The organism is Chryseobacterium sp. FR054 (assembly GCF_056844565.1).
In genome coordinates this window covers 1,049,190-1,071,799 of the sequence record NZ_JBXDSA010000001.1, presented here as the reverse complement: position 1 = coordinate 1,071,799, position 22,610 = coordinate 1,049,190, and the positions used below count along the sequence as shown (strand labels likewise).

The following is a 22,610-nucleotide window of genomic DNA, read 5'->3' as shown; positions in this document are numbered from 1 at the left end:
TAGAGATGCTTTTAAGGCGCAAGGGCGTTAGCGCTTAGCAGAGGTTCTATTTTTATTCTCTCGCAAATTTTGCAGATTATGCAGATCTTTATTTCATCATAAAAGAATTTGAGGGCATAATAAAATCGTTGCTAAAAATCTTTGATTTTTTTGCGTCTTAAAAACAGCATAATGGCTTAAATCCCTTTTGTCGTTGCGTTTCTCCAACCCCGAATATTAATATCCAAAAGTTTTATTTCCCACAGATGACAGAAGGCACAGATTTTTGATAGATGTTGTTGGATCAACGCAACAGGCGCTAAGAATCTTTTAAAATAGAGATGCTTTTAAGGCGCAAGGGCGTTAGCGCTTAGCAGAGGTTCTATTTTTATTCTCTCGCAAATTTTGCAGATTATGCAGATCTTTATTTCATCATAAAAGAATTTGAGGGCATAATAAAATCCTTGCTAAAAATCTTTGATTTTTTTTGCGTCTTAAAAACAGCATAATGGCTTAAATCCCTTTTGTCGTTGCGTTTCTCCAACATTCATTCATTTAATAGCATTCAGAAGAAAAAAGAAGATAAAATTAATTTTCAGAAATTATTGAAAATTCAAAATATTTAATTACATTTGTAACAGAAATTTAAAAAGAAAGAACAGATGCAGCTTTCGGAAGCAAAAGAAAAGTATATACAGACGTGGGGAACCTTTGCTACCAATTGGGGGATCAACCGTACCATGGCACAGGTTCATGCACTGCTTCTGGCGAGCGGAAGACCGCTTTCTACCGATGAGGTAATGGAGCAGCTGGAAATTTCAAGAGGAAATGCCAATATGAATCTCAGGGCGCTGATCGATTGGGGGATTGTAAGAAAAGAACTGATCAAAGGGGACCGTAAAGAATATTTCGTCGCAGAAAAAGATATATGGTATTTATTTAAGCAGATTACTAAGGAACGCAGGAAAAGAGAGATCGATCCTGTGATTGCTTTCCTTGAGGAACTGAAGAATATTGATGATAAAGATTCTGCTGAAGCCAGAGAATTTATAAAGCTGATGGAAGATTTCAGTTCTGTCACCAGTAAAATCAGCAATATTATGGATCTGGCGATTAAAAGTGATGACCACTGGCTGGTAGGAAAAATTACCAACCTGTTAAAATAGAAGAGGACATTCATCCTTTTTTATTTCAGATTAATTTTCAAAAATTACTGAAAGTATAAAATAGATAAAAATTATGAAAAGTTTAATCATTCATTTATTTCTGATCTTTTATTTCGTAAAAATCTGATTTTAAAACTTAAAAACAAAAGCCATGATAAAACTATTTGAAAAACATCTTTACCTGCTGGTCTTTACCATCATTGCCCTGATTATTATCGCATGGTTCCTGCTGATAGAAAATGGAAGTTATGGCATTACGCTGTTTCTTACCATTCCTATCACCATTGGATTTATTATTGGATATTTATCCTGTTTTAAAGACTTCAGCATAACAAAAATCCTTAGCATAGCCGGGAAAATAGCCGGAGGTCTGGTTATCATATCCGTTATTCTGATTGTTTGCGGCATAGAAGGAGCCATCTGCATTCTTATGGCACTCCCGTTTATCGCTTTTGCTATACTGGCAGGGTACTCAGTAGGCCTGATTCTTGGAAACTTAGATAAAGCGAGATATACCGGCAGTGTTATTCTGTTTTTTCTTATCATTAATCCCGCTTCCTATATTTTTGATACCTATGCGGAACCCATTCAGGATACAGTGACTACCGAAATGATTGTCAATGCCCCTTCAGATAAAGTCTGGCAGCTTTTAAGCACCGAAATCAGGTTCAGCAAACCGGATTTTGTCTTATTTGAAAAGGGAGTAAGCTATCCTCAAAGCATAAAATTAACTCAGCATAACGGAAAACCAGTTTATACCTGTACCACCAATAATGATAAAATCAACCTGAATATCGATGAATTCACAGACAACAAAAAAGTGAAATTCTCCCTGGAAAATCAGACTGTTCCCATGAAAGAGGTCAGCCCGTATGACGAAATTGATGCCAGACATCTGCACGACTATTTTATTGTGGATTACGGAGAAATTTCTCTGGAAAAACTTCCGGAAAACAAAACGAAAATAATCGCGAAAACCCAGTACAGCTATAAAATTGCTCCGGAATGGTACTGGAAAAAATGGTCAGGGTATATCCTGGATAAAATGCAGGGGCACGTACTGAATTCCATTAAAAACCAATCTGAACATGACTGATCTGCAAACCTATTTTAACCACATCCAGCCGAAATATTACATCAACGAGATCGCTTCCTTAGGTTTTACAGGATTATTCAGAAAAAAGGCGGTAAGAAAAGTGAAAAATTACAGTGATAAAAGAGTACTGGACCTGATGAGCGGGCAGGGGGAAAACCTCAGGTATCTTCAGAATCCTAATAAAAATACCCATATTGTAACCCTTGATTTTTCTTCAGCCATGAACCGGAAATTATCTTCAGAATTTAAAGAAATATATTCCATCAGGCAGATTGAAAGAGATTTTTTCAGCAACGGAATTCAGGATCGTTCCATAGATATTATACTGTGTTCTTACGGTACAAAGACCATTGAAAAAGAAAAAGAACAGTTTTTCGCAGAAGAATTATCTAGGATCATTGACGAAAACGGGGAAATCATTATTGTAGAATTTGTGAAGCCCAAAACTCCATGGAGATTCAGCTGTGTGAAATGCTATATCGAAATTTTTGTTTCAAAGATCTTCGGGAGGGAGTTTAAAGAATTATTTCGTTATATCAACCAATATGAAGGTCTTCAGAACCTTAAGGAACATTTTATCCGTGAAAACTTATCGGTTCTGACGCACAAAAGATACCTGGATCTTATTGAAATCCTGCATGTAAAGAGAGCCTAGTTTAAAATCAGGCATTGTATATAAACCGGAAGGCTATTTTATTAATTCTTAAAATGAATCATCATGAAAACGTTTACAAAGATTGATTATTTCGTACAGATCTTCGCCCTGATAGTGGGATTTCTGTCTATAATCAACCGGTTTCAGGATATGGGAGCTCTACGTTTTTACTTTATTGTAGGTGGTGCACAGCTGGTCAGTTTTCTGATAAGACTGTTTTTAAAAGAAAAAAAATCTCCGGGATATATCGCCTATGGAATACTCATTCTGCCGGTCTGGATGATTTTGCTGGCTTTTTTTCTGTTTGGTAATACCATTAAATATCCTGCTTTTCTGCTTTATCTATTAATGTCTTCCCTGGTGTACAGTCCGGTTATGGCTGTTATATACATCTACTACTGCTATAAAAAGTATCAATTCTATAACTCAGAATCATGAAAACCTTAAAAAAACACACCCTGATCTACGACAATGAATGTCCCATGTGCAGTATCTATTCCAAAGGTTTCACCAGCTGCGGAATGCTTGATGAAAACGGCCGGGAAGCCTTTACAGAGTTAAGTCTAAAGAACAGAAAACTGATTGACTTCCACCGTGCCAAAAATGAAATCGCTTTGATTAACCATGAAAGCAACCAGGTTGTGTACGGTCTGGACAGCCTGCTTCTGATCATCGGAAATTCATTTCCTTTACTGGAGAAAACAGCCAGAATCCAGCCGCTGTACTGGTTTATCAGAAAAATGTATTCCTTTGTCTCTTATAACAGAAAACAGATCATTCCTTTACAAACAGATCATGCAGAACAGGCCTGTACTCCTGATTTTAACCTGAAATACAGACTGGCTTATATGGTTTTTGTGGTCCTGTTTTCAGCCTTTGTCCTGAGTATATTCTCTGCAAAACTGGGATTAGGCATCAGTCAGAATTTTTGGAGAGAGCTGATGATCTGTTTGGGACAGGTTGCCTGGCAGACCTTATTTTTAAGAGCATATTTAAAAGACCGGATCTGGAATTATCTGGGAAATATGATGACCGTTTCACTGATAGGAACGCTGCTTCTGATTTCTGCCTTATTGTTGAATCTGACCTCTCTTTCTGCCATCATTTATTTTGGAATAGTAGTATTCATCATGTTTCTGGAACATCTGAGAAGATGCCGGATTTTAAAACTAAGCTTTCTTCCTACCCTTTCATGGATGATATTCAGAATGACCGTTTTAGCCTTACTTATTCTGCTCAACCTTTAAAAAACTGAAAAATGAATCATACCGAACTCATCAGAAAAGTGGAATGGAAGGATCTGAAATCTCTTTCCACAAAGGAAATGCTGATCGAAAATAACATCAGTCTTCCGTGGTTCTTCATTTCCCTGTTTCTGGCTTATCAGGGATATTACTGGGCTGCGCTTCCGTTTTCGGGATTTTATTTTCTGACGGCGCTCAGACAGGTTCACAACGGTTTTCACAATTCGCTCGGAACCGGGAAATTCCTCACCTGGCTGTCTATGTATCTCAACAGTATTCTGATGATGGCTTCTATTCATGCTGTGAAATTCAACCATATAAGACACCATAAATACTGTCTTTCCGAAGAAGATTATGAAGGAAAATCCGCCTCTATGAAATGGTATGAAGCCATTCTCTATGGCCCGAAGCATATGTTCCTGATCCATTGGGTCACCTTCAGGCTGGCCAATAAAAATTACAGGAAAAAAATGTTCTTTGAGTTGATCTCGATCTTGGTTTTTATATCTGCAGTATTTTATTTCCAGGTTCATTTCCTGATCTACCACATTCTGGTGATGATCTTTGGCGAGTTTTTAATGGCCTTCTTTGCGGTCTGGACCGTTCACCACGATACCCATGAACATCCCAATGTAGCAAGAACCCAGCGCGGATTCTGGAAAAATAAACTTACATTCAGTATGTTTTATCATATGGAGCATCATCTGTTTCCGGCAGTTCCCACCATTAAATTGCCTGAACTTGCAGCAAGAATTGATAAAGCCCTCCCTGAACTCGATAAAAAACAAACCTTTTAAAAGATGGAAAGAATATATTTGGAAACCCTCATCAAAGCAGATATTCAGAAGGTATTTGACCTTGCAAGAGATATAGACCTTCACCAGAAATCCACAGCAGGAACCCATGAAAAAGCAATTGCAGGCCGAACTTCCGGACTGATTGAAGAAAATGAAACGGTAACCTGGAGAGCAAAACATCTGGGAATTTACCAGACCCTCACTTCAAAGATCATCAGCATGGAAAAACCTTACCGCTTTACCGATACCATGCTTGAAGGCGCTTTTAAAACCATGAAACACCAGCATATTTTTAAAGTTAAAGAAGAAAATACCCTCATGATCGATATTTTCGAGTTTGAATCCCCATTCGGGATAATTGGGAAAATGTTTAACAAAGTCTTTCTTAAAAATTATCTTAAACAGTTTCTGCTTCAACGGAACGAACTCATCAGGAAAACGGCTGAAGGAAATTTTTAACCATTAAAATCTAAGAAAAATGAACTTTTTAAAAGCAGAATGGCGTAAGCTGGCCATCATCAACTACGATATCAATCCTGACATCCTTCTGAAATACCTGCCGGAAGGTACCGAACTCGACTTTTATCAGGACAAATGCTATGTAAGCCTGGTTGGGTTTATGTTTCTGAATACTAAACTGCTTGGCCTTCCCATTCCGTTTCACAGAAATTTTGAGGAAGTCAATCTCAGATTTTATGTGAAAAAGAAAGAAAACGGGATCTGGAAAAGAGGAGTGGTTTTTATCAAGGAAATTGTTCCCAAACCGGCACTCAGCTTTGTGGCGAATTCCGTTTACAAAGAAAACTATACCACAATGCCGATGAAAAATAAGATGCATGAAAAAGGCAATGAGCTGCTCATCCAGTATTCATGGAAAGACAAAACCTGGCATTCCATTGAGATCACAGCCGAAAACCGGCTTTTAAAAATGGAAGCCGATTCAGAATTTGAATTTATTACCGAACATTATTACGGGTTTACCAAAAGGGAAAACAGCACTTCAGAATATGAAGTCTGCCATCCGAAATGGGATCATTACCGGGTAAAAGACCATCAGCTGGATATCTGTTTCAACAAAATATACGGAACCGATTTTGAATGTCTTAACCGCCAGAAACCGGTTTCCGTAATGCTGGCAGAAGGATCGGAAATCCAGGTGAAAACAAAAAAATACCTGAGAAAAATATGAATTCCCACATTGGAAGCCAATATCTTAACTCTTAATCAGCCTGAACTTTAAACCCTGAGCCCCATGAAAATTATCATAGCCGGTGGAACCGGATTCCTCGGAGAAAATCTTGAAAAATACTTTACTGCAAAGGGAGATGAGGTATTCATCCTGACCCGGAACCCAAAACATAAAAACGACATTCGCTGGAATGCAGAAAGTCTGGGAGAATGGCAGACTGTTCTTGAAGGGGCGGATGTACTGATCAATCTCACCGGGAAATCCGTGGACTGCCGATACCACGACAAAAACAAAAAAGAAATTTACACTTCAAGGATCAACAGCACGAAAATCCTTCAGGAAGCCGTTAATCAGTGCAAAGTAAAACCTAAAGTCTGGCTGAATGCAAGCTCGGCAACCATTTACATTCATTCCGAAACCCAGCTGAATACCGAAAAAAACGGAATTATCGGGGACGATTTTTCCATGAATATCTGCAAAAGCTGGGAGAAAGAATTCTTCAGGGTTCAGAATGATGGTATAAGAAAAGTAGCATTAAGAACTTCCATTGTATTAGGCCGTGACGGTGGCGCTTTTCCAAAACTGAGAATGATCACAAAGCTCGGATTGGGCGGAAAACAGGGAAGGGGAGAGCAAAAAGTAAGCTGGATTCACATTGATGATTTCTGCCGGGCCGTGGAATGGGTGATCAGGCATGAAGATATTACGGATGTGATCAATATTACATCTCCTGAACCGGTCTCCAATAATGATCTGATGAAAGAAATGAGGAAAATACTGAACATTCCTTTCGGCCTGAACGCTCCGGTGTGGCAGCTGGAAATAGCCTCTGTATTTTTAGGAACCGAAACCGAACTGCTGCTCAAAAGCAGAAACGTATATCCCGAAAAAATCATGAGAAGCGGTTTCCAGTTCACCTACTTCAGCCTTGAGACAGCACTGAAGAATTTGCTCAAAACTTAAACTTGCCGATTAATGGAAGGATGATTAAATTAGCGGAAAACGAACCCGGTATGCTGATCAAACAGAAATCAAAGACCTTTTTATTATCGTCATTTCTCCTTTCGTCTGCCCTTTTTTCGCAGGCACACAACGTTTCTGAAGGCTATGTGAAGCCGGAAGATCCTCTTGTGGTACAGAATCTTGAGCAATGGCAGGATCTCAAGTTCGGACTGTTTATGCATTGGGGAACATACAGCCAGTGGGGAATCGTGGAAAGCTGGAGCCTCTGCCCGGAAGATGAATCCTGGACGCAGAGGAAACCGGAGCACGGAGCGTCTTATTATGATTACGTGAAAAACTATGAGAACCTCCGGACCACTTTTAACCCCACACAGTTTAATCCTCAGAAATGGGCAGATGCGGCAAAAAAGGCAGGAATGAAATATGTGGTGTTCACTACAAAACATCACGACGGCTTTGCAATGTTCGATACCAAAGAATCAGATTATAAAATTACTTCTTCCGGGACCCCTTTTTCGAAAAATCCCAAAGCGGATGTCACCCAAGAGATTTTCAGCACTTTCAGAAAAGAAGGGTTTAAGATCGGAGCTTATTTTTCAAAACCCGACTGGCACTCTGAAAACTACTGGTGGCCGTATTTTCCGCCAAAAGACAGGAACGTTAATTACGACCCGAAAAAATACCCCGAAAGATGGAATAACTTTAAAACATTCACTTTCAACCAGCTGAATGAAATTACTTCCAACTACGGCAAAATTGATATTCTGTGGCTGGATGGCGGCTGGGTAAGACCTTTTCACACCATTGATCCTGCGGTGGAATGGCAGAGAACCATCAAAGTAGAGCAGGACATTGATATGGATAAAATCGGAAGCATGGCAAGGAAAAATCAGCCTGGAATTATTGTGGTAGACCGTACTGTTCCCGGAAAATGGGAAAATTACGTCACTCCTGAGCAGGCCGTTCCTGAACATGCGCTTTCGGTTCCCTGGGAGAGCTGTATTACGATGGGAGATTCCTTCTCCTATGTTCCCAACGACCATTACAAATCTTCCCAAAAGATCATTGAAACCCTTGTTAAAATTATCTCAAGAGGCGGTAATTACCTGATGAATATTGCTCCCGGTCCCAATGGAGACTATGATCCTGTGGTTTATGACAGGCTGAAGGAAATTTCCGGATGGATGGAGAAAAACAAGTCTGCAGTTTTTGCCACGAGAAGCATTGCTCCTTATCATGATGAAGATTTTTATTATACCCAAAGTAAAGACGGTAAAACTATAAATGTTTTCCATATCAGTGAAAACAGAGAATATAAAGCTCCGGAGAATCTTAGATTCACCATTCCTGAAGGTTTTAAACCTGAAACTGTAAACGTTCTGGGGGTAAAGTCAAAAATACAGTGGAAGCAGAACGGCAATATCATCGAAATTAAAATGCCGCAGGACAGAAAAGCATTGCAATATGCTGCCGTTATTCAGATGAAGAAATAAAAGAGCAGAAGATCAGTCGTTTTGAACCGGTTTGAGGAGGGACCTCCGTAAATTGAATTTATGTTTGGTATGGTATATGTAATATTATGATAAATCAGGATGAATTTAGCTGACTAAATTCTCTCTTAAAATATACATATCATGAAAAAGTTATTCATTTCAACAGTATTGCTGTTAGGATTGTCGGTGAATGTTTATGCTCAGAAACATCCTCCGCTTCCTCCGCATCCTTCAAAAAGTGAGTTGGTTGATCGTAAGATGAGTGAACTGGATAAAAGATATAAAACCGAAAAGAAACTGATCCAGAAACATCCGCTTTTAACCAAAAAGATGAAAAGAGCACAGCTTCAGGCCCTGAATGAAAAATACCAAAGCCAGAAACAGCTGCTTAAAAAAATGAGATAATGTTGTTTTCTTTCATTAAACAGCTCAGACAATACAGGTAAATAAAAAGAGCAGGCGGAAAATCCTGCTCTTTTGCTTTTATAAACCTTCTTAATACACCTTTCTGGCTAACAGAAGATTGAGAAGGAAAGTTCCCGTCCAGTTACTGTTATTGGATCCGTTGTTTCCGATAAAATCAATACGGGCTACCGATACCGTAAGCCGGGTTTTCCCGTCGGTTCCGTTATTCGCAAGACTCACAAAAGAAGCCGTAAAAACATCAGGAAAGCTTGAGTTGTTTCCTGCCGTGAGAATAGGATACATATTGTTCACATTAAATGCAGGTCCCTGATATTCATAAACAATAGTCATTCTGCTTGCATTTGAATAACCTGCGGTATGACCATAAGGGGTAGAGGCTTTACTGATCACCCACCAGGCATTCGTCCCTGTTCCCGTATCGTATGTGCTCACCGTATGATTGCTCCAGTCTGCCACAGGCGATGTTCCGTCTTTATGCGGGGGAATAGAGAGCTGAACCCCGAAAATCTCAACATTGCTGGGTTTGGGTAATACCGTAAATGACAGGTCCCAGGTTCCGGCAGTGGTATTGCTGTTGTTCACCACTTCTGCGTAAGCTCCGGTTGGAATGGTAAAAGAAGTAACCGGATTGTTGTCAATTCTTAATGTATTTCCGCTGGAAGCCTGAAGGGTAATGTTGAAGGCTGATATATTCTTGATCTTGTAAATTCTGCCCGTAAAACTGGTTGTTCCCGTTCCGATTACCGGAAGGGTAAAAGTAGCATTGGCCGCTCCGTTATAGGTAAGATAATGGTCTGTTGCAATAATGCTGTACGCCGTTGATGTAATCTCTTTGTAATGGGCTCCTAACGATCCGTTAATCATCAGAGTACTGTTGGGAGTCTGTGTGTTGATACCAACTTGTGCGTTCAGTAAAATGCCCCAAAGCAAAATGAGGGCTGTAATAATCTTTGTTTTCATATTTTTATATTTTAACTAAAAAAGATTAATATAGCCCAAAGTGGCTAATAAAGAGTAGTTTACAAGAGTGGGAAATCCAATCGGTAACGATTTAGTAATGGTGCTTACTGCACTCGCTTTCATCTGATTACCTTGTAAATCAATACTGCAAATATAAAAAAATAAAGGGTAAAGTACATAGGTGCTTTACCCTTTTTTTCTTTCCTCTCATACAAAAATTATGAAAAAAAATTCCCCCACTGTGGGGAACCTGTGATATTTATTCCAGTATATTTTCCAAATTTTGGTTCATCATCAATAGATGTAATTCCGAAACAGATAGTGATAACTTTTAAAAGACTAAGCTATGGAAATCCTGTTGAGTAAAATATTATCGCAAATAAGGTATCAAGAAGATAAACTCGCTTCCGATTTGATGCCAACGGCGGAAAAGGCGTATCAAATGACCTTATTCCTGAATGAAATGCTTCTTAAAGTAAAAGCCAAGATTGTGCAAAGTGGGTTTAAGAACGAACAGCAGGAAATTAACTTTTTTAAGAACATCAAACCCCAAATCTTAGGAAAGCTCATCTACTACAATAAAGTATTTCGATTTGAAACGACCTGTCCGGTCAGCACAGGGAAAATACATCAGAGTTATTACGAGAATGAATTAAAATCTCTCAAATCAGAATATAAGGAGAGTATTTGCAATACCTATTTTTACAGGTACTACCGTGCAGGAAGAACAGACCGTGACCACAGCTATTTTATGCTCGGAAAAATTAATTACCACGATGGTTTAAATAGCGGAGTTTTTGAAATAGACCTTAGCTTTTCCACTTATTACGATAACAAAATAGCCCATATTATTGCCAATGAACTACTCTATACTTATTTGCTAAACAAAATCAATCCCGAAGAAAATCCTGACTTCGTTTTACTAAATGACGATGTGAATAAGGATATTTCGTGGACTAATTCGCAAAACGCACTTATCGAACTGATATATGCCCTGTATGCTTCCAGTTCTATCTCACACGGAAGTATCGGTATCAGAAAACTGGCTTTGATTTTTCAAATCCTGTTCCGAACTCCTGTAAATGATATACATCACGCTTTCCACAGAATGAAAACCCGTGCAGGTTCCCGAACGGCATTTTTAGACCAGCTTAAAGTTTCATTGGAAGAATATATGGATAAAGACCTTTGACTATTAAAAGGCATTGGTTCAAAGCAGTACATTTATGTGTACTGCTTTTTTTTACCCATATCTGCCAATTGGCAAATGAAGGCAAAATAACGTAGTTAATAATTCAAAAGCCCTCGAAACCCTTATTAAACAAGGGTTTTTCCCGATTGCAAAAATTTTCAAAAAACCGTCAAACCAATTGGCAGACATTGGCAGACAAACTTTGCCACCCTTAGCAATTTTGCATTGTGAACATTAATAGCAATGCAATGAAAATAATCACTATCGAAGAAGAAGCGTGGCAACAGCTCAACAGCCGTATCAATGCGATTGCCGATTATCTCAAAAGGTTAAATGATACAAGCTACGATGACTTGTGGCTGAACAACCACGAGGTATGCCAATACCTGCACATCAGCGAAAAGACTTTGTGGCGTATGCGTACCAAAGGCGAAATAGCTTATTCAAAACTTTACGGGCAATACTTCTATACGATTGGAGCAATCAAGGATATGCTCAATGCCAATGCTATACAAAGCAATGATGAATTTGTACAGGAGCTTATGGCAAAAGGCAAAAGCTATATCAAGAAAGGTAGAAAGCTGAAATCAGGTAAATCTTAAAACGTGCGGTTATGAACATTGACAGAATGGAATTTTTGGCGTGGATGGAACGCCTAATGGAACGCCTCGATATGCTGGGCGACAATATAGACAGCTTACAAAAGAAACGCAACAGCATTGACGGAGAGGAATTGCTCGACAATCAGGATTTACTGCAAATGCTGAAAATCAGCAACCGTTCCCTGCAACGGTATCGCTCCATCGGCAAGTTGCCCTATTACACCATAAGTGGCAAACTGTATTACAAACTGTCTGACGTGCATCAGTTCATCAGGGAAAGTTTTAATCCGCCTTTACCCAAACTGAACGCCAATGGATGACAAACACTGCCTTTGACTGCCATATCAGGCAAGTGAGCAAACGCTTCATATACATTCGGCATTTGAACTTTAAAATATTCAGATTATGAGCGAAGAAACAGAAAACAAACAGCAAACTCCCGAACAGTTATCGGATATATTACTGGTATTGGATAAGCAAAAGAATAAAATACAGGCGGTTACCGGCATAGACGAAAACGGCAAATTGAAGACTACTGACCCCACAAAGGAAAACCAAAGCCAGTTTATGCGTGTGGATAAGCACGGCGATTTGTTCTCCAACTTCTTCTCTAACTTTTGGAGGCAGTTAAAAAATCCGACCAATTTTTCATTCTTCAAAGTATCGGCTGATGAAGCCGTAGATAAGGCTAAGGAAATGCAAAAGCAGGTAGATAATCCTACACCCGAAGGCGAAAAGGAAATGAAAAAGAACGAGGTAAAAGCCGAACCCGAAAATGAACAAAAACAAGAAAATAAAAATGATATGGCAACAACACAGACAACACCGGATACCAGCGAATACCGCTACAAGCCGGAACAGATTGATTGGGAAACAATGAACAATCTCGGAATAGGCAAAGAACGCCTTGAAAAAATGAACCTTTTAGACCCGTTGCTAAGAGGTTACAAGACCAATGACCTTGTACCTGTAAGCGTAAACCTCGGCGGGGCTATTGTTCGCACAGATGCCCGTTTGTCTTTACAGACTGCACCGGACGGAACCGTAGTGGCAGCGATACACGGTATCAGGAAAGAGCCTAACCTGAACTTTGAGTTTTTCGGACACAAGTTTACCGATGAGGATAAGAAAAACCTGCTCGAAACGGGGAATATGGGTCGTGTGGTTGACTTGACCAATTCCAAGACAGGCGAATTGATGCCGTCAATTATCAGCGTGGACAGGCTAACCAATGAGCTGATTGCCCTGAAGACCGAATTTGTCAAAATTCCCGATGAGATTAAGGGTGTAAAATTGAACGATGAGCAAAAACAAACCTTGATGGAAGGCAAATCGCTTTATTTGGAAGGAATGATTTCTAAAAAGGGCGATGAGTTTAGTGCCAATGTACAGTTTAATGCGGATAAAAGATATGTTGAGTTTCTGTTTGATAGAAGTAACAATAATCAGCAAACACAAGAAAACCGGCAGAACAATCAGCAAAGCCAACCGCAGGAAGCTCCGAGAACTTTTAGAGGTAAGGAACTTGATGATGAACAATACAATAAGTTCAAAGCTGGACAAACTGTTTATATAGATGGTCTGATAGATAAAAAAGGACAAAAATATCAGGGCTACATCACGCTCAACAAAGAAACTGGCAAAACAGATTTCTCGTTCCAAAATCCCGACAAGCTCAAAGCCCAAGCGAAACCAACCGAAGCCCACAAAACGCAGACTGCGGTTAATTCCGAGGGAAAAACCAACGAAGCAACCAAGAATATCAAAGAGCCTTTGAAATCGGGGCAGCAAACACCCAAAAATGAAAAACAGCAGGAACAACAGAACAAACCCAAAGCACCTGCAAAATCCAAAGGCGTAAAAAGATAGTGAATAATGAAAACAATTATTGCAGAAAAACCAAGCGTAGCAAGGGAAATAGCCGGACTTGTGGGAGCATCCGATAAAAAGGACGGCTACCTTACGGGTAACGGCTATTTTGTTACGTGGGCATTCGGACATCTGATAGGATTGGGAATGCCCGAAGATTACGGCATTTCGGGGTTTGACAAAGCATCCTTGCCGATACTTCCAAACCCTTTTATGCTGACCGTTCGCAAAGTCAAAAAAGACAAAGGCTATCAAGCCGATGCTGGTGCATTGAAACAGCTAAAAGTGATTGAAAAACTGTTTAACCAAAGTGAAAGCCTCATCGTGGCAACCGATGCAGGTCGTGAGGGCGAACTCATCTTTCGGTACATTTATGAGTATCTGAAATGCTGTAAGCCCTTTAAACGGCTTTGGATAAGCTCGCTGACCGAAAAAGCCATTAAACAGGGCTTTGACAACCTAAAAGACGGAAAGGAATTTGACGGATTATATCAGGCGGCACAAGGCAGAAGCCGTGCCGATTGGCTCGTAGGCATCAATGCTACACAGGCATTGAGCATTGCCGCAGGCAACGGTATTTATTCGCTCGGAAGAGTGCAAACGCCTACACTGGCTTTGATTTGCAAACGGTATATAGATAACAAGAATTTCGCCGTACAGAAATATTGGCAGATACAATTATCCCACTCCAAAGAGCAAATTGATTTTAAAAGTATTTCTGCTACCAAATGGCAGGATAAAAAGCTGGCAGATGATACATTAAAATCTATTGAAAGGAATGGTAATACTGTAACAGTTACTTCCGTAGAAAATAAGAATATAACGGAGCAGCCGCCTTTGCTTTTTGACCTCACAGGCTTGCAAAAGGAAGCCAACAAAAAGCTGAACCTCTCTGCTGAAAAAACTTTGAATATTGCTCAAAGCCTGTACGAAAAGAAATTCATTACCTATCCACGTACCGGGAGCAAATACATCCCCGAAGATATGTGGGCTGAAATTCCCAACCTCGTGAGGGCATTGCAGAACAGGGAAACCTGCAAAGCTGCTTTATCCAAAATTAAATGGGGGCGTTTCAATAAGCGTATTGTAAATGATTTGCGTGTTACCGACCACCACGGATTGTTGATTACAGATAAAGTCCCGTCCGTTTTGAGTGCAGACGAAAATGCGGTGTATGATATGATTGCCTTTCGCCTGCTCGAAGCCATTTCGCAAGCCTGCATCAAAGAAATAACCGATGTTTCCTTACAGGCAATGCACTATGATTTCACCGTAAAAGGCTGTAAAATTTTGGAAGCAGGCTGGCGTATGATTAAGGGTAATTTTTCGGAAGATGATGCAGAACCTATACAGGATTTGCCCGAATTGAAAAAAGGCGATGAACTTAAAATAAAAGAAGCTGCCATTCTCGAAAAGAAAACCAAACCTCCTGTGCTTTATACCGAAGCTGGGCTTTTGTCGGCTATGGAAACCGCAGGTAAGGAAATCGAAAACGAAGAAGAACGGAAAGCCCTGCAAAACATCGGTATCGGTACTCCGGCTACAAGAGCCGCCATTATCGAAACACTGTTTACCCGTAACTATATCCAACGAGAAAAAAAATCTTTAATACCAACCGAAAAAGGATTGCAGGTTTACGAATTGGTTAAAGACCGAAAAATTGCGGACGTGGCTATGACCGCAGAATGGGAACTCGCTTTGCAGAAAATTGAGAACAACGAAGCGAATGCCGGAAGTTTTCAAAAGGAAACGGAAACCTTTGCAAAGTCCATTACCGATGAATTGCTGCAAACCTCCATTGCTCAAAACAGCCTCCCTAAATTGGTTTGTCCGAAATGTAAAAGCCAACAGCTTATTATCCGTGATAAGATTGTTAAATGCTCCGATGAAGTTTGCGGCTGGATACAGTTTCGCAATGTGTGCGAAGTGCAAATCAGTATTTCCGATATTGAAAACCTTGTGAATAAAGGGAAAACCAATCTTATCAAAGGAATGAAAAGCAAGGCAGGAAAGAAATTCGATGCTTATATCGTATTGGATGCCGATTGCAAAACCTCTTTTGAGTTTGATAATAAAAAGCCAAAAAGATAATGACCGATATTACCATATCCCAAAAGGAAATAGCACCGCTTATCCATACCATTAGGGATAAGCAAGTTATTCTTGATGCTGATTTAGCAATGCTCTATCAGGTAGAAACAAAAGCCCTAAACAGGGTTGTAAAGAGAAACCAAAACCGCTTTCCCGAAACTTTTTGCTTTCAGCTTAGCGAACAGGAAGTAAAATCTTTGAAGTACCAATTTGGCACTTCAAACGTTGGACGGGGCGGGAGGCGTACGCTACCCTTTGCATTTTGTGAGCAAGGAGTGGCAATGATGTCCGCATTGTTGCGAAGTGATATAGCGGTAAAGGTCAGCATTGAGATTATGAATGCCTTTGTAGAAATGCGGAAAATGCTTATCAGCAATGCTTCGCTGTTTCATCGTTTGAATAATATAGAACTGAAACAACTACAAGCCGACCAAAAATTTGAGGAAATCTTTAAGGCATTGGAAAGCGACAAGCTCCACAGCGAAAATGGCATCTTCTACAACGGTCAGGTTTTCGATGCTTACGCCTTTGTGTCGGATATTGTACGAAGTGCCAAAAGCTCCATTATCCTGCTGGATAACTACGTGGACGATACAGTGCTGACTTTGCTGGGCAAGCGCAAGGAAAATGTAACCGCTACAATCTATACCAAAACTATCAGCAATCAGCTACGGCTGGATGTACAACGGTACAACAGCCAGTATGCTCCGATTGAAATTGAGGTTTTCTCCGATGCTCACGACCGCTTTTTGATTATTGATAATGCAGAACTATACCACATCGGGGCATCTCTCAAAGACCTGGGCAAAAAATGGTTTGCCTTTTCGAGAATGGATATTGAGGTCGGCAGGATGCTCCAAATTCTAAACAATCCATAAAATGAACCTCTGAATTTTCAGAGGTTTTTTATTGCTCATTGCGACAAATCCTGCCACACAAAGCCAAACCCTGCCACTTCTTCAAAGGCACTTATCTACCGCTATAATTTTAGGCTTCAAGCAAAATTCTAAACAAAATTATAGTATGAGTACACAGCAAAAAGACTTGTCGTATTACAGATTACGACTACAAGAACATCTTAATTCAGGCTTTCCTGAAAAAGCCAGCGACCACAAATTTATCGACCAGCGTTCTTCGTGGGCTGCCAATGCTTACGAGGGTGCTTTCAGTTCGGGAAACGCTATTGAGCAGTGCAACGAAATAGCCAATTACATTCTCTTTGAGGGCTTACATTTTTCAAGGTTCGATACCATTTTTCAGGTGGTCTGCAATGAGTTCGATACCCTAATGGCAGACGAGGAACTTCGACCATTTGCCCTGAAAATGTTCCGTGTTTGCGAGCCTGTTTTTGCCAAATATAAACTGACCGATGATTTCGCCTACGGTTATGAGTTTGATGTACTCTACACCGAAATAACGGGAACCATCGCAATATGGATAACCGAAAATGGGCTTCAGTAAAAAGCAACATCTCCAACAGAATATTGATGCCCTGCGAATTGCTTTTAAACTGGAAAAGGAGAACCGACAAGCCACCGTAGGCGAAAGACTGCTAATGATGCAATACAGCGGATTTGGCGGTCTTAAATTCGTTCTGAACCCCGTTGAATATGAGATGGACATCAACAATTGGAGAAAGACCGAACACGACCTTTTCTCTATTACGCAGGAGCTGCATCAGGTTTTAAAAGAAAATGCCACAGACGAAAAGCAATACAAACGATTTGTGGACAGTATGCGAAGCTCCGTACTCACAGCATTCTACACACCGCCGGAGGTTATAGATGCCGTTTCTTCCGTATTGCGTGATAGCGGTTTGAAGATTGATAAATTCCTCGAACCCTCCGCAGGTATCGGCTCATTTATACAATCCTTTTCGGAAAATCAAAAAGCCAATGTTACTGCTTACGAAAAAGATTTGCTAACGGGCAAAATCCTAAAGCAGCTTTATCCCGCAAATAATATCCGCATAAGCGGTTTTGAGGAAATCCCCGAAAAGGAACAAAGCAGTTACGATGTTGTTGCCAGCAATATCCCGTTCGGTGATACCTCTGTATTTGACCTTTCATACTCCCGAAGTAGAAACCCCGCAAAGGAGCAAGCTGCCCGAAGCATTCATAACTATTTCTTTTTGAAAGGAAATGATATGCTCCGAGAAGGTGGTTTGCAGGCTTTCATTACCTCACAGGGGATTTTGAACAGCCCGAATAATGAGCCGATACGCAGGGCATTAATGGAAAACAACAATTTGGTTTCAGCTATCCGCTTACCCAACAATCTGTTTACAGATTATGCAGGTACAGAGGTTGGCTCTGACCTGATAATCCTGCAAAAGAATACAGCAAAACCAAATTTGACCGAAGCGGAAGAATTGTTTTGCCAAAGCAACAAAACAGGATATGGTACACCCAGCAATGCTTTATTTGAGGACGGTACAAGAATTATACATACGCATTGGAAAGTAGATACTGACCCTTACGGGCAACCTGCATTAATCTATACACACAAAGACGGCGTTGAGGGCATTGCAAATGCCCTCAAAGAGATGCTTTCCGAAGATTTTGGTAACCACCTGAATTTGTCTTTATACAAAGGCGAACAACACGATGAACCTTTTATACAAATTCCAACGCCGGTAATTCCGCCTCCCATTGTTGAGCGTGAAATCATTCAGCCCCAGCAACAGCTTTTTACGACACCTGTGATAAGACAGGAAAGTCCGCAGGAATTAAAACAGCTAAGCATTTTCGACCTATTTGAAAATACAGGTGAAACTGTGGCTGTCCTTGCTCCGCCAAAAAAAGCAACATCAGCCAAAAGACAGACCAGCCAGAGAAAACGAATGCCTATCAGTCGCCAGCCCGACCTGTTCAGTTCTGCAATGCAGCAACCTTACACGCTTCCTGTTTCAAATGGCAATAAAACATTTAATGGCAAAGAACAGGAAGTAATCGGCGATTTGTTTTCGCAACAAAACGGGAATGGCCAAGCTGATAAGCCAGCCATTCCCGTAGCCGTTCTTGCCGCCATTCCCGAACCTGCGCCGTTTAGTAACGAACTGCAATCGTTCCACCGAAACGATTGCCTTGTGGTAGATAATGGCTGGGTGGGTTATCTGCAAAGTGTAGATACCGCAGACGGTACGGCTGTCTTCCACCCGTTGCAATTACCTCCTACGCAAAAAGCAAGAGCCGAAGCGTATATACAGGTACGTGATGTTTACCAACAGCTTTATACCAAAGAAGCACAGCACCAAACTGAACACAAAGAAGAAAGGGAAAACCTTAACCGATTGTACGATGCCTTTATCAAAAGGTATGGCAATCTGAATAGCGCCGATAATATCAAGCTCATTAAAACGGACAGTGCCGGAAAGGAAATGCCTTATCTGGAGCGTGTGGTGGGCGGCGTGGTACACAAAGCGGATATATTCAGCCGTCCGGTCAGCTTTTCCATCACAACATTAGCTACCGACAATCCCGATGAAGCGTTGGCGGCATCGCTGAACAAATACGGAAGTGTGGATTTGGACTATATGTCCGAAGTGAGCAATATGACTGCCGATGTGCTGAAAGAAGCCTTACACGGCAGGATTTTCTATAACCCTTTGCAACAGGAATATGAAATCGCCGAACGCTGGATTGCAGGTAACGTGGTAGAAAAAGCGGCGGATGTAAGAAACTACCTCGAAAACAATCCCGATGATGCCCAAGCCAAAGAAAGCCTTACTGCTTTGGAAGAAGCCCGCCCAAGACGAATTGAATTTGAAGAGCTGGACTTTAACCTCGGCGAACGCTGGATACCGACTGGCGTTTATGCCCGTTTTGCTTCGCATCTTTTCGATACGGATGTGCGTGTACATTATTCCGAAAGCTCCGATGACTTTTCTGTAACCTGTGGACAGAAGAATGTGCATATATGGGACAAATATGCTGTTAAGGCAGAGAGCAGAACGTTTGACGGGATTAACCTGCTGAGGCACGCCCTTGTCAATACTACGCCTGATATTACCAAGAAAATCACAATAGATGATAAGGAAGTAAAGGTTAGGGATATGGAAGCCATTCAAATGGCAAACACCAAGATTGACGAAATCCGAACTGCCTTTACAGAGTGGCTCCACGCCCAAAACAATGAGTTTAAAAACAGGCTGACCGACCAATACAATGATACCTTTAACTGTTTCGTCCGACCGAATTATAACGGAACACATCAGGAGTTTCCGGGATTAGACCGCAAGGGGTTAAAAATCCAAGACCTGTATGATAGCCAAAAGGACACCGTTTGGATGATTAAGCTCAACAACGGTGCTATCTGCGACCACGAAGTAGGTGCAGGAAAAACGCTGGTAATGTGTACGGCAGCACAGGAAATGAAGCGGTTGGGGCTGGCTCACAAACCAATGATTATCGGGCTGAAAGCGAACGTACCCGAAATTGCCGAAGCATATAGAACCGCCTATCCGCACGCTAAAATACTCTATCCGGGCATTGACGATTTTACGCCTAAAAAACGCTTGCGGATTTTTGGTGATATTAAAAACAACGATTGGGATTGCGTGATACTCACACACGACCAATTTTCTATGATACCGCAATCGCCCGAAATGCAAAAGGAAATTCTCGAAATAGAACTGGACAGTGTGGAGCGTAACCTCGATGTGCTGCAATCGCAAGGAAATGAAGTTACCAGAGGGATGCTTGCCGGAGCGATAAAGCAAAAAGAAAATCTCGAAGTAAAGCTGAAAACCCTGCAACACGATATTGAGAACCGTAAAGATGATGTGGTGGACTTCAAAATGATGGGCATAGACCATTTGTTTGTGGATGAAAGCCACCAGTTTAAAAACCTCATTTTTAATACACGCCATTCAAGGGTTGCCGGATTGGGAAATATGGACGGAAGCCTAAAGGCTTTGAACCTGCTCTTTGCCATTCGCACTATCCAAGACCGTATTGATGCGGATATGGGTGCTACTTTTCTTTCGGGTACAACCATCAGCAATTCACTGACAGAGTTGTATCTGCTGTTTAAATACCTACGCCCAAGAGCATTGGCAAAGCAAGGCATTCATTCTTTTGATGCGTGGGCGGCTATTTACGCCCGTAAGACCACCGATTATGAATTTTCGGTGGCTAATAATATCGTGGCGAAAGAACGTTTCCGCTATTTTATCAAAGTACCGGAACTGGCTCAATTCTATTCCGAAATCACGGATTACCGTACAGCGAAAGATATTGGAATTGACCGCCCCGAAAAGAATGAGGTGTTATACAACATACCGCCAACTCCCGACCAGGAAGCATTTATCCAAAGCCTGATGCAGTTTGCCAAAACGGGCAATGCCACTTTATTAGGAAGAGAGCCGCTTTCTCAACGGGAAGAAAAAGCAAAAATGCTGATTGCTACGGACTACGCCCGTAAAATGTCGTTGGATATGCGAATGGTAAGCGATATTTATGAAGACCACCCCGACAACAAGGCTTCTCATTGTGCCGCTAACATTGCGAAGTATTACCACCAATACAATGCGCAAAAAGGAACGCAGTTCATTTTCTCGGATTTAGGTACTTATAAACCGGGTGAATGGAATGTATATTCTGAAATTAAACGCAAGCTCGTGGAAGACCACAACATACCTCCACACGAAGTCCGGTTTATACAGGAAGCTAAGAATGATAAGCAGCGTAAGGAACTTATCAAAGGAATGAACGAGGGCAAAATCCGTGTGCTGTTCGGTTCAACAAGTATGCTCGGCACTGGCGTAAACGCACAGAAAAGAGCCGTTGCCGTACACCATTTGGATACACCGTGGCGACCGAGCGACCTTGCCCAAAGGGACGGGCGGGCTATCCGAAAAGGCAATGAAATTGCAAAGCATTTTGCGGACAACAAAGTACAAGTAATTATCTATGCCGTAGAAAAATCACTGGACAGCTATAAGTTCAACCTGCTATTCAACAAACAGCTTTTTATCGACCAGCTAAAGAATAATAATCTCGGTAAGCGTACCCTTGACGAGGGTAGTATGGACGAAAAATCGGGTATGAACTTCTCGGAATATGTAGCAATTCTCTCAGGAAATACCGACTTGCTGGATAAAGCCAAAATAGAAAAGCAGATTGCCGGACTGGAAAGCGAAAAGCAGGCTTACAGTCGTTCTAAATACAGTGCCAAATATAAATTGGAAGACTATACAGCCGAACTTGACAAAGCCCAATCACGCTTTGACCGTATGAGCCTTGATTGGGGAAACTTAGAGCAACGGTTACAAAAACGGCAGGACGGTACGGTTGTAAATGCTCTTGTGCTGGACGGTTTATCGCCGAATGCCGATGTAAAACAGACGGGTGCAAAACTTAACCAGCTTGCGGACAAAGCACGTACAGGAGGCGATTATGAAGAAATCGGTAGCCTGTATGGTTTTCAGCTATTGGTAAAAACCGAAGTTTCCCAAAAAGAGGGCGTGGATATTCGTGTGAACCGATTTTTTGTACAGGGCGAGGGCAATATCAAATACACGTTCAATAACGGTGTTATGGCAAAAGACCCCGAAACGGCATCACTGAATTTTTTAAGGGCTTTGGAAAAGCTGCCTGTCTATATTAAAAAGGAACAGGAGAATATTGCCGAGTTCCAAAAAGATTTGCCTGTGCTTCAGGAAGTGGTTAACGGTACGTGGTCTAAAGAAACCCGTTTAAGCGAACTTAAAACTGAACTGGCTGCCGTAGAAAGGAAAATACAGCTTTCCATAGAACCTGTTAAACAAGTAGAAGAACCTGCGGAACAAACTGAAAAAAAGCAGCAAGCTCCAAAGGTGTCAGAAAGCATTATCAGAACTAAAGGTATCCATTTGCCACGAGGCGTACTATGAAAAGAAAACGGGGA

20 protein-coding genes are annotated in these 22,610 nt (G+C 41.1%); 19 read left to right on the top strand and 1 reads right to left on the bottom strand.

The window, feature by feature from the left end:
• Positions 1-641 precede the first annotated feature (641 nt).
• From AC106S_RS05095 to AC106S_RS05045, 11 genes are all read left to right on the top strand, one after another.
• A complete protein-coding gene (locus AC106S_RS05095) occupies positions 642-1,145 on the top strand; it encodes a GbsR/MarR family transcriptional regulator (protein ID WP_482437999.1) in 504 nt (167 codons plus the stop codon).
• A 151-nt stretch (positions 1,146-1,296) separates the two neighbouring features.
• Complete coding sequence (locus AC106S_RS05090; protein ID WP_482437998.1) at positions 1,297-2,241, top strand: hypothetical protein; 945 nt, start codon at positions 1,297-1,299, stop codon at positions 2,239-2,241.
• Positions 2,234-2,896 (top strand): class I SAM-dependent methyltransferase, encoded by a 663-nt coding sequence (locus AC106S_RS05085; RefSeq protein ID WP_482437997.1) that lies wholly within the window; start codon positions 2,234-2,236, stop codon positions 2,894-2,896. Before AC106S_RS05090 ends, AC106S_RS05085 begins: the two co-directional genes overlap by 8 nt.
• A 63-nt stretch (positions 2,897-2,959) precedes the next feature.
• On the top strand, positions 2,960-3,334 hold the full coding sequence (locus tag AC106S_RS05080; protein WP_482437996.1) for a hypothetical protein: 375 nt from the start codon (positions 2,960-2,962) through the stop codon (positions 3,332-3,334).
• Positions 3,331-4,143 carry a DCC1-like thiol-disulfide oxidoreductase family protein gene (locus AC106S_RS05075; RefSeq protein WP_482437995.1) on the top strand — a complete coding sequence of 271 codons (813 nt, stop codon included), beginning with the start codon at positions 3,331-3,333 and terminating at the stop codon, positions 4,141-4,143. The genes AC106S_RS05080 and AC106S_RS05075 overlap by 4 nt, the downstream gene beginning before the upstream one ends.
• Before the next feature lie 11 nt (positions 4,144-4,154).
• Positions 4,155-4,937 (top strand): fatty acid desaturase family protein, encoded by a 783-nt coding sequence (locus AC106S_RS05070; RefSeq protein WP_482437994.1) that lies wholly within the window; start codon positions 4,155-4,157, stop codon positions 4,935-4,937.
• Between the two features lie 3 nt (positions 4,938-4,940).
• The gene (locus AC106S_RS05065; RefSeq protein WP_482437993.1) at positions 4,941-5,396 is read left to right on the top strand and encodes an SRPBCC family protein; all 456 of its coding nucleotides are present in this window, start codon (positions 4,941-4,943) and stop codon (positions 5,394-5,396) included.
• Positions 5,397-5,415: 19 nt separating this feature from the next.
• Positions 5,416-6,126, top strand: a complete 711-nt coding sequence (locus AC106S_RS05060; protein WP_482437992.1) for a YqjF family protein — start codon at positions 5,416-5,418, stop codon at positions 6,124-6,126.
• A 63-nt stretch (positions 6,127-6,189) separates the two neighbouring features.
• Positions 6,190-7,089 carry a TIGR01777 family oxidoreductase gene (locus AC106S_RS05055; protein WP_482437991.1) on the top strand — a complete coding sequence of 300 codons (900 nt, stop codon included), beginning with the start codon at positions 6,190-6,192 and terminating at the stop codon, positions 7,087-7,089.
• A 20-nt stretch (positions 7,090-7,109) separates the two neighbouring features.
• A complete protein-coding gene (locus AC106S_RS05050) occupies positions 7,110-8,582 on the top strand; it encodes an alpha-L-fucosidase (RefSeq protein ID WP_482437990.1) in 1,473 nt (490 codons plus the stop codon).
• 141 nt (positions 8,583-8,723) lie between these two features.
• Positions 8,724-8,987: a hypothetical protein gene (locus AC106S_RS05045; RefSeq protein WP_482437989.1), complete on the top strand. Its 264-nt coding sequence runs from the start codon at positions 8,724-8,726 to the stop codon at positions 8,985-8,987.
• A gap of 90 nt (positions 8,988-9,077) precedes the next feature.
• Here AC106S_RS05045 and AC106S_RS05040 read toward each other — a convergent pair whose 3' ends face one another.
• Positions 9,078-9,968, bottom strand: coding sequence for a hypothetical protein (locus AC106S_RS05040; protein ID WP_482437988.1), 891 nt, complete (start codon positions 9,966-9,968; stop codon positions 9,078-9,080).
• A gap of 346 nt (positions 9,969-10,314) precedes the next feature.
• On the opposite strand from AC106S_RS05040, the gene AC106S_RS05035 reads away from it, so the two are divergent.
• The 8 genes from AC106S_RS05035 (at position 10,315) to AC106S_RS05000 (ending at position 22,596) form a co-directional block, all read left to right on the top strand.
• A complete protein-coding gene (locus AC106S_RS05035) occupies positions 10,315-11,160 on the top strand; it encodes an RteC domain-containing protein (RefSeq protein WP_002996078.1) in 846 nt (281 codons plus the stop codon).
• Positions 11,161-11,408: 248 nt separating this feature from the next.
• The gene (locus tag AC106S_RS05030) at positions 11,409-11,762 is read left to right on the top strand and encodes a helix-turn-helix domain-containing protein (protein WP_002996076.1); all 354 of its coding nucleotides are present in this window, start codon (positions 11,409-11,411) and stop codon (positions 11,760-11,762) included.
• Between the two features lie 11 nt (positions 11,763-11,773).
• Entirely contained in the window at positions 11,774-12,082 is a 309-nt protein-coding gene (locus tag AC106S_RS05025; protein WP_002996071.1) for a helix-turn-helix domain-containing protein, read from the top strand.
• Between the two features lie 85 nt (positions 12,083-12,167).
• Complete coding sequence (locus AC106S_RS05020) at positions 12,168-13,631, top strand: DUF3945 domain-containing protein (protein WP_002996066.1); 1,464 nt, start codon at positions 12,168-12,170, stop codon at positions 13,629-13,631.
• Positions 13,632-13,637: 6 nt separating this feature from the next.
• Positions 13,638-15,722 (top strand): type IA DNA topoisomerase, encoded by a 2,085-nt coding sequence (locus AC106S_RS05015; RefSeq protein WP_002996062.1) that lies wholly within the window; start codon positions 13,638-13,640, stop codon positions 15,720-15,722.
• Entirely contained in the window at positions 15,722-16,600 is an 879-nt protein-coding gene (locus tag AC106S_RS05010) for an ORF6N domain-containing protein (protein ID WP_002996058.1), read from the top strand. Before AC106S_RS05015 ends, AC106S_RS05010 begins: the two co-directional genes overlap by 1 nt.
• Before the next feature lie 145 nt (positions 16,601-16,745).
• Positions 16,746-17,183, top strand: coding sequence for a DUF1896 domain-containing protein (locus AC106S_RS05005; RefSeq protein ID WP_024567727.1), 438 nt, complete (start codon positions 16,746-16,748; stop codon positions 17,181-17,183).
• Positions 17,170-22,596 carry an N-6 DNA methylase gene (locus tag AC106S_RS05000; protein WP_024567728.1) on the top strand — a complete coding sequence of 1,809 codons (5,427 nt, stop codon included), beginning with the start codon at positions 17,170-17,172 and terminating at the stop codon, positions 22,594-22,596. The genes AC106S_RS05005 and AC106S_RS05000 overlap by 14 nt, the downstream gene beginning before the upstream one ends.
• Positions 22,597-22,610 lie beyond the last annotated feature (14 nt).

Coding starts and splice junctions, on each gene's coding strand:
- AC106S_RS05080 (WP_482437996.1), top strand. CDS start 2,960: ATGAAAACGTTTACAAAGATTGATTATTTCGTACAGATCTTCGCCCTG.
- AC106S_RS05050 (WP_482437990.1), top strand. CDS start 7,110: ATGATTAAATTAGCGGAAAACGAACCCGGTATGCTGATCAAACAGAAA.
- AC106S_RS05040 (WP_482437988.1), bottom strand. CDS start 9,968: ATGAAAACAAAGATTATTACAGCCCTCATTTTGCTTTGGGGCATTTTA.
- AC106S_RS05005 (WP_024567727.1), top strand. CDS start 16,746: ATGAGTACACAGCAAAAAGACTTGTCGTATTACAGATTACGACTACAA.
- AC106S_RS05085 (WP_482437997.1), top strand. CDS start 2,234: ATGACTGATCTGCAAACCTATTTTAACCACATCCAGCCGAAATATTAC.
- AC106S_RS05000 (WP_024567728.1), top strand. CDS start 17,170: ATGGGCTTCAGTAAAAAGCAACATCTCCAACAGAATATTGATGCCCTG.
- AC106S_RS05015 (WP_002996062.1), top strand. CDS start 13,638: ATGAAAACAATTATTGCAGAAAAACCAAGCGTAGCAAGGGAAATAGCC.
- AC106S_RS05095 (WP_482437999.1), top strand. CDS start 642: ATGCAGCTTTCGGAAGCAAAAGAAAAGTATATACAGACGTGGGGAACC.
- AC106S_RS05035 (WP_002996078.1), top strand. CDS start 10,315: ATGGAAATCCTGTTGAGTAAAATATTATCGCAAATAAGGTATCAAGAA.
- AC106S_RS05045 (WP_482437989.1), top strand. CDS start 8,724: ATGAAAAAGTTATTCATTTCAACAGTATTGCTGTTAGGATTGTCGGTG.
- AC106S_RS05020 (WP_002996066.1), top strand. CDS start 12,168: ATGAGCGAAGAAACAGAAAACAAACAGCAAACTCCCGAACAGTTATCG.
- AC106S_RS05090 (WP_482437998.1), top strand. CDS start 1,297: ATGATAAAACTATTTGAAAAACATCTTTACCTGCTGGTCTTTACCATC.
- AC106S_RS05070 (WP_482437994.1), top strand. CDS start 4,155: ATGAATCATACCGAACTCATCAGAAAAGTGGAATGGAAGGATCTGAAA.
- AC106S_RS05030 (WP_002996076.1), top strand. CDS start 11,409: ATGAAAATAATCACTATCGAAGAAGAAGCGTGGCAACAGCTCAACAGC.
- AC106S_RS05065 (WP_482437993.1), top strand. CDS start 4,941: ATGGAAAGAATATATTTGGAAACCCTCATCAAAGCAGATATTCAGAAG.
- AC106S_RS05025 (WP_002996071.1), top strand. CDS start 11,774: ATGAACATTGACAGAATGGAATTTTTGGCGTGGATGGAACGCCTAATG.
- AC106S_RS05060 (WP_482437992.1), top strand. CDS start 5,416: ATGAACTTTTTAAAAGCAGAATGGCGTAAGCTGGCCATCATCAACTAC.
- AC106S_RS05055 (WP_482437991.1), top strand. CDS start 6,190: ATGAAAATTATCATAGCCGGTGGAACCGGATTCCTCGGAGAAAATCTT.
- AC106S_RS05075 (WP_482437995.1), top strand. CDS start 3,331: ATGAAAACCTTAAAAAAACACACCCTGATCTACGACAATGAATGTCCC.
- AC106S_RS05010 (WP_002996058.1), top strand. CDS start 15,722: ATGACCGATATTACCATATCCCAAAAGGAAATAGCACCGCTTATCCAT.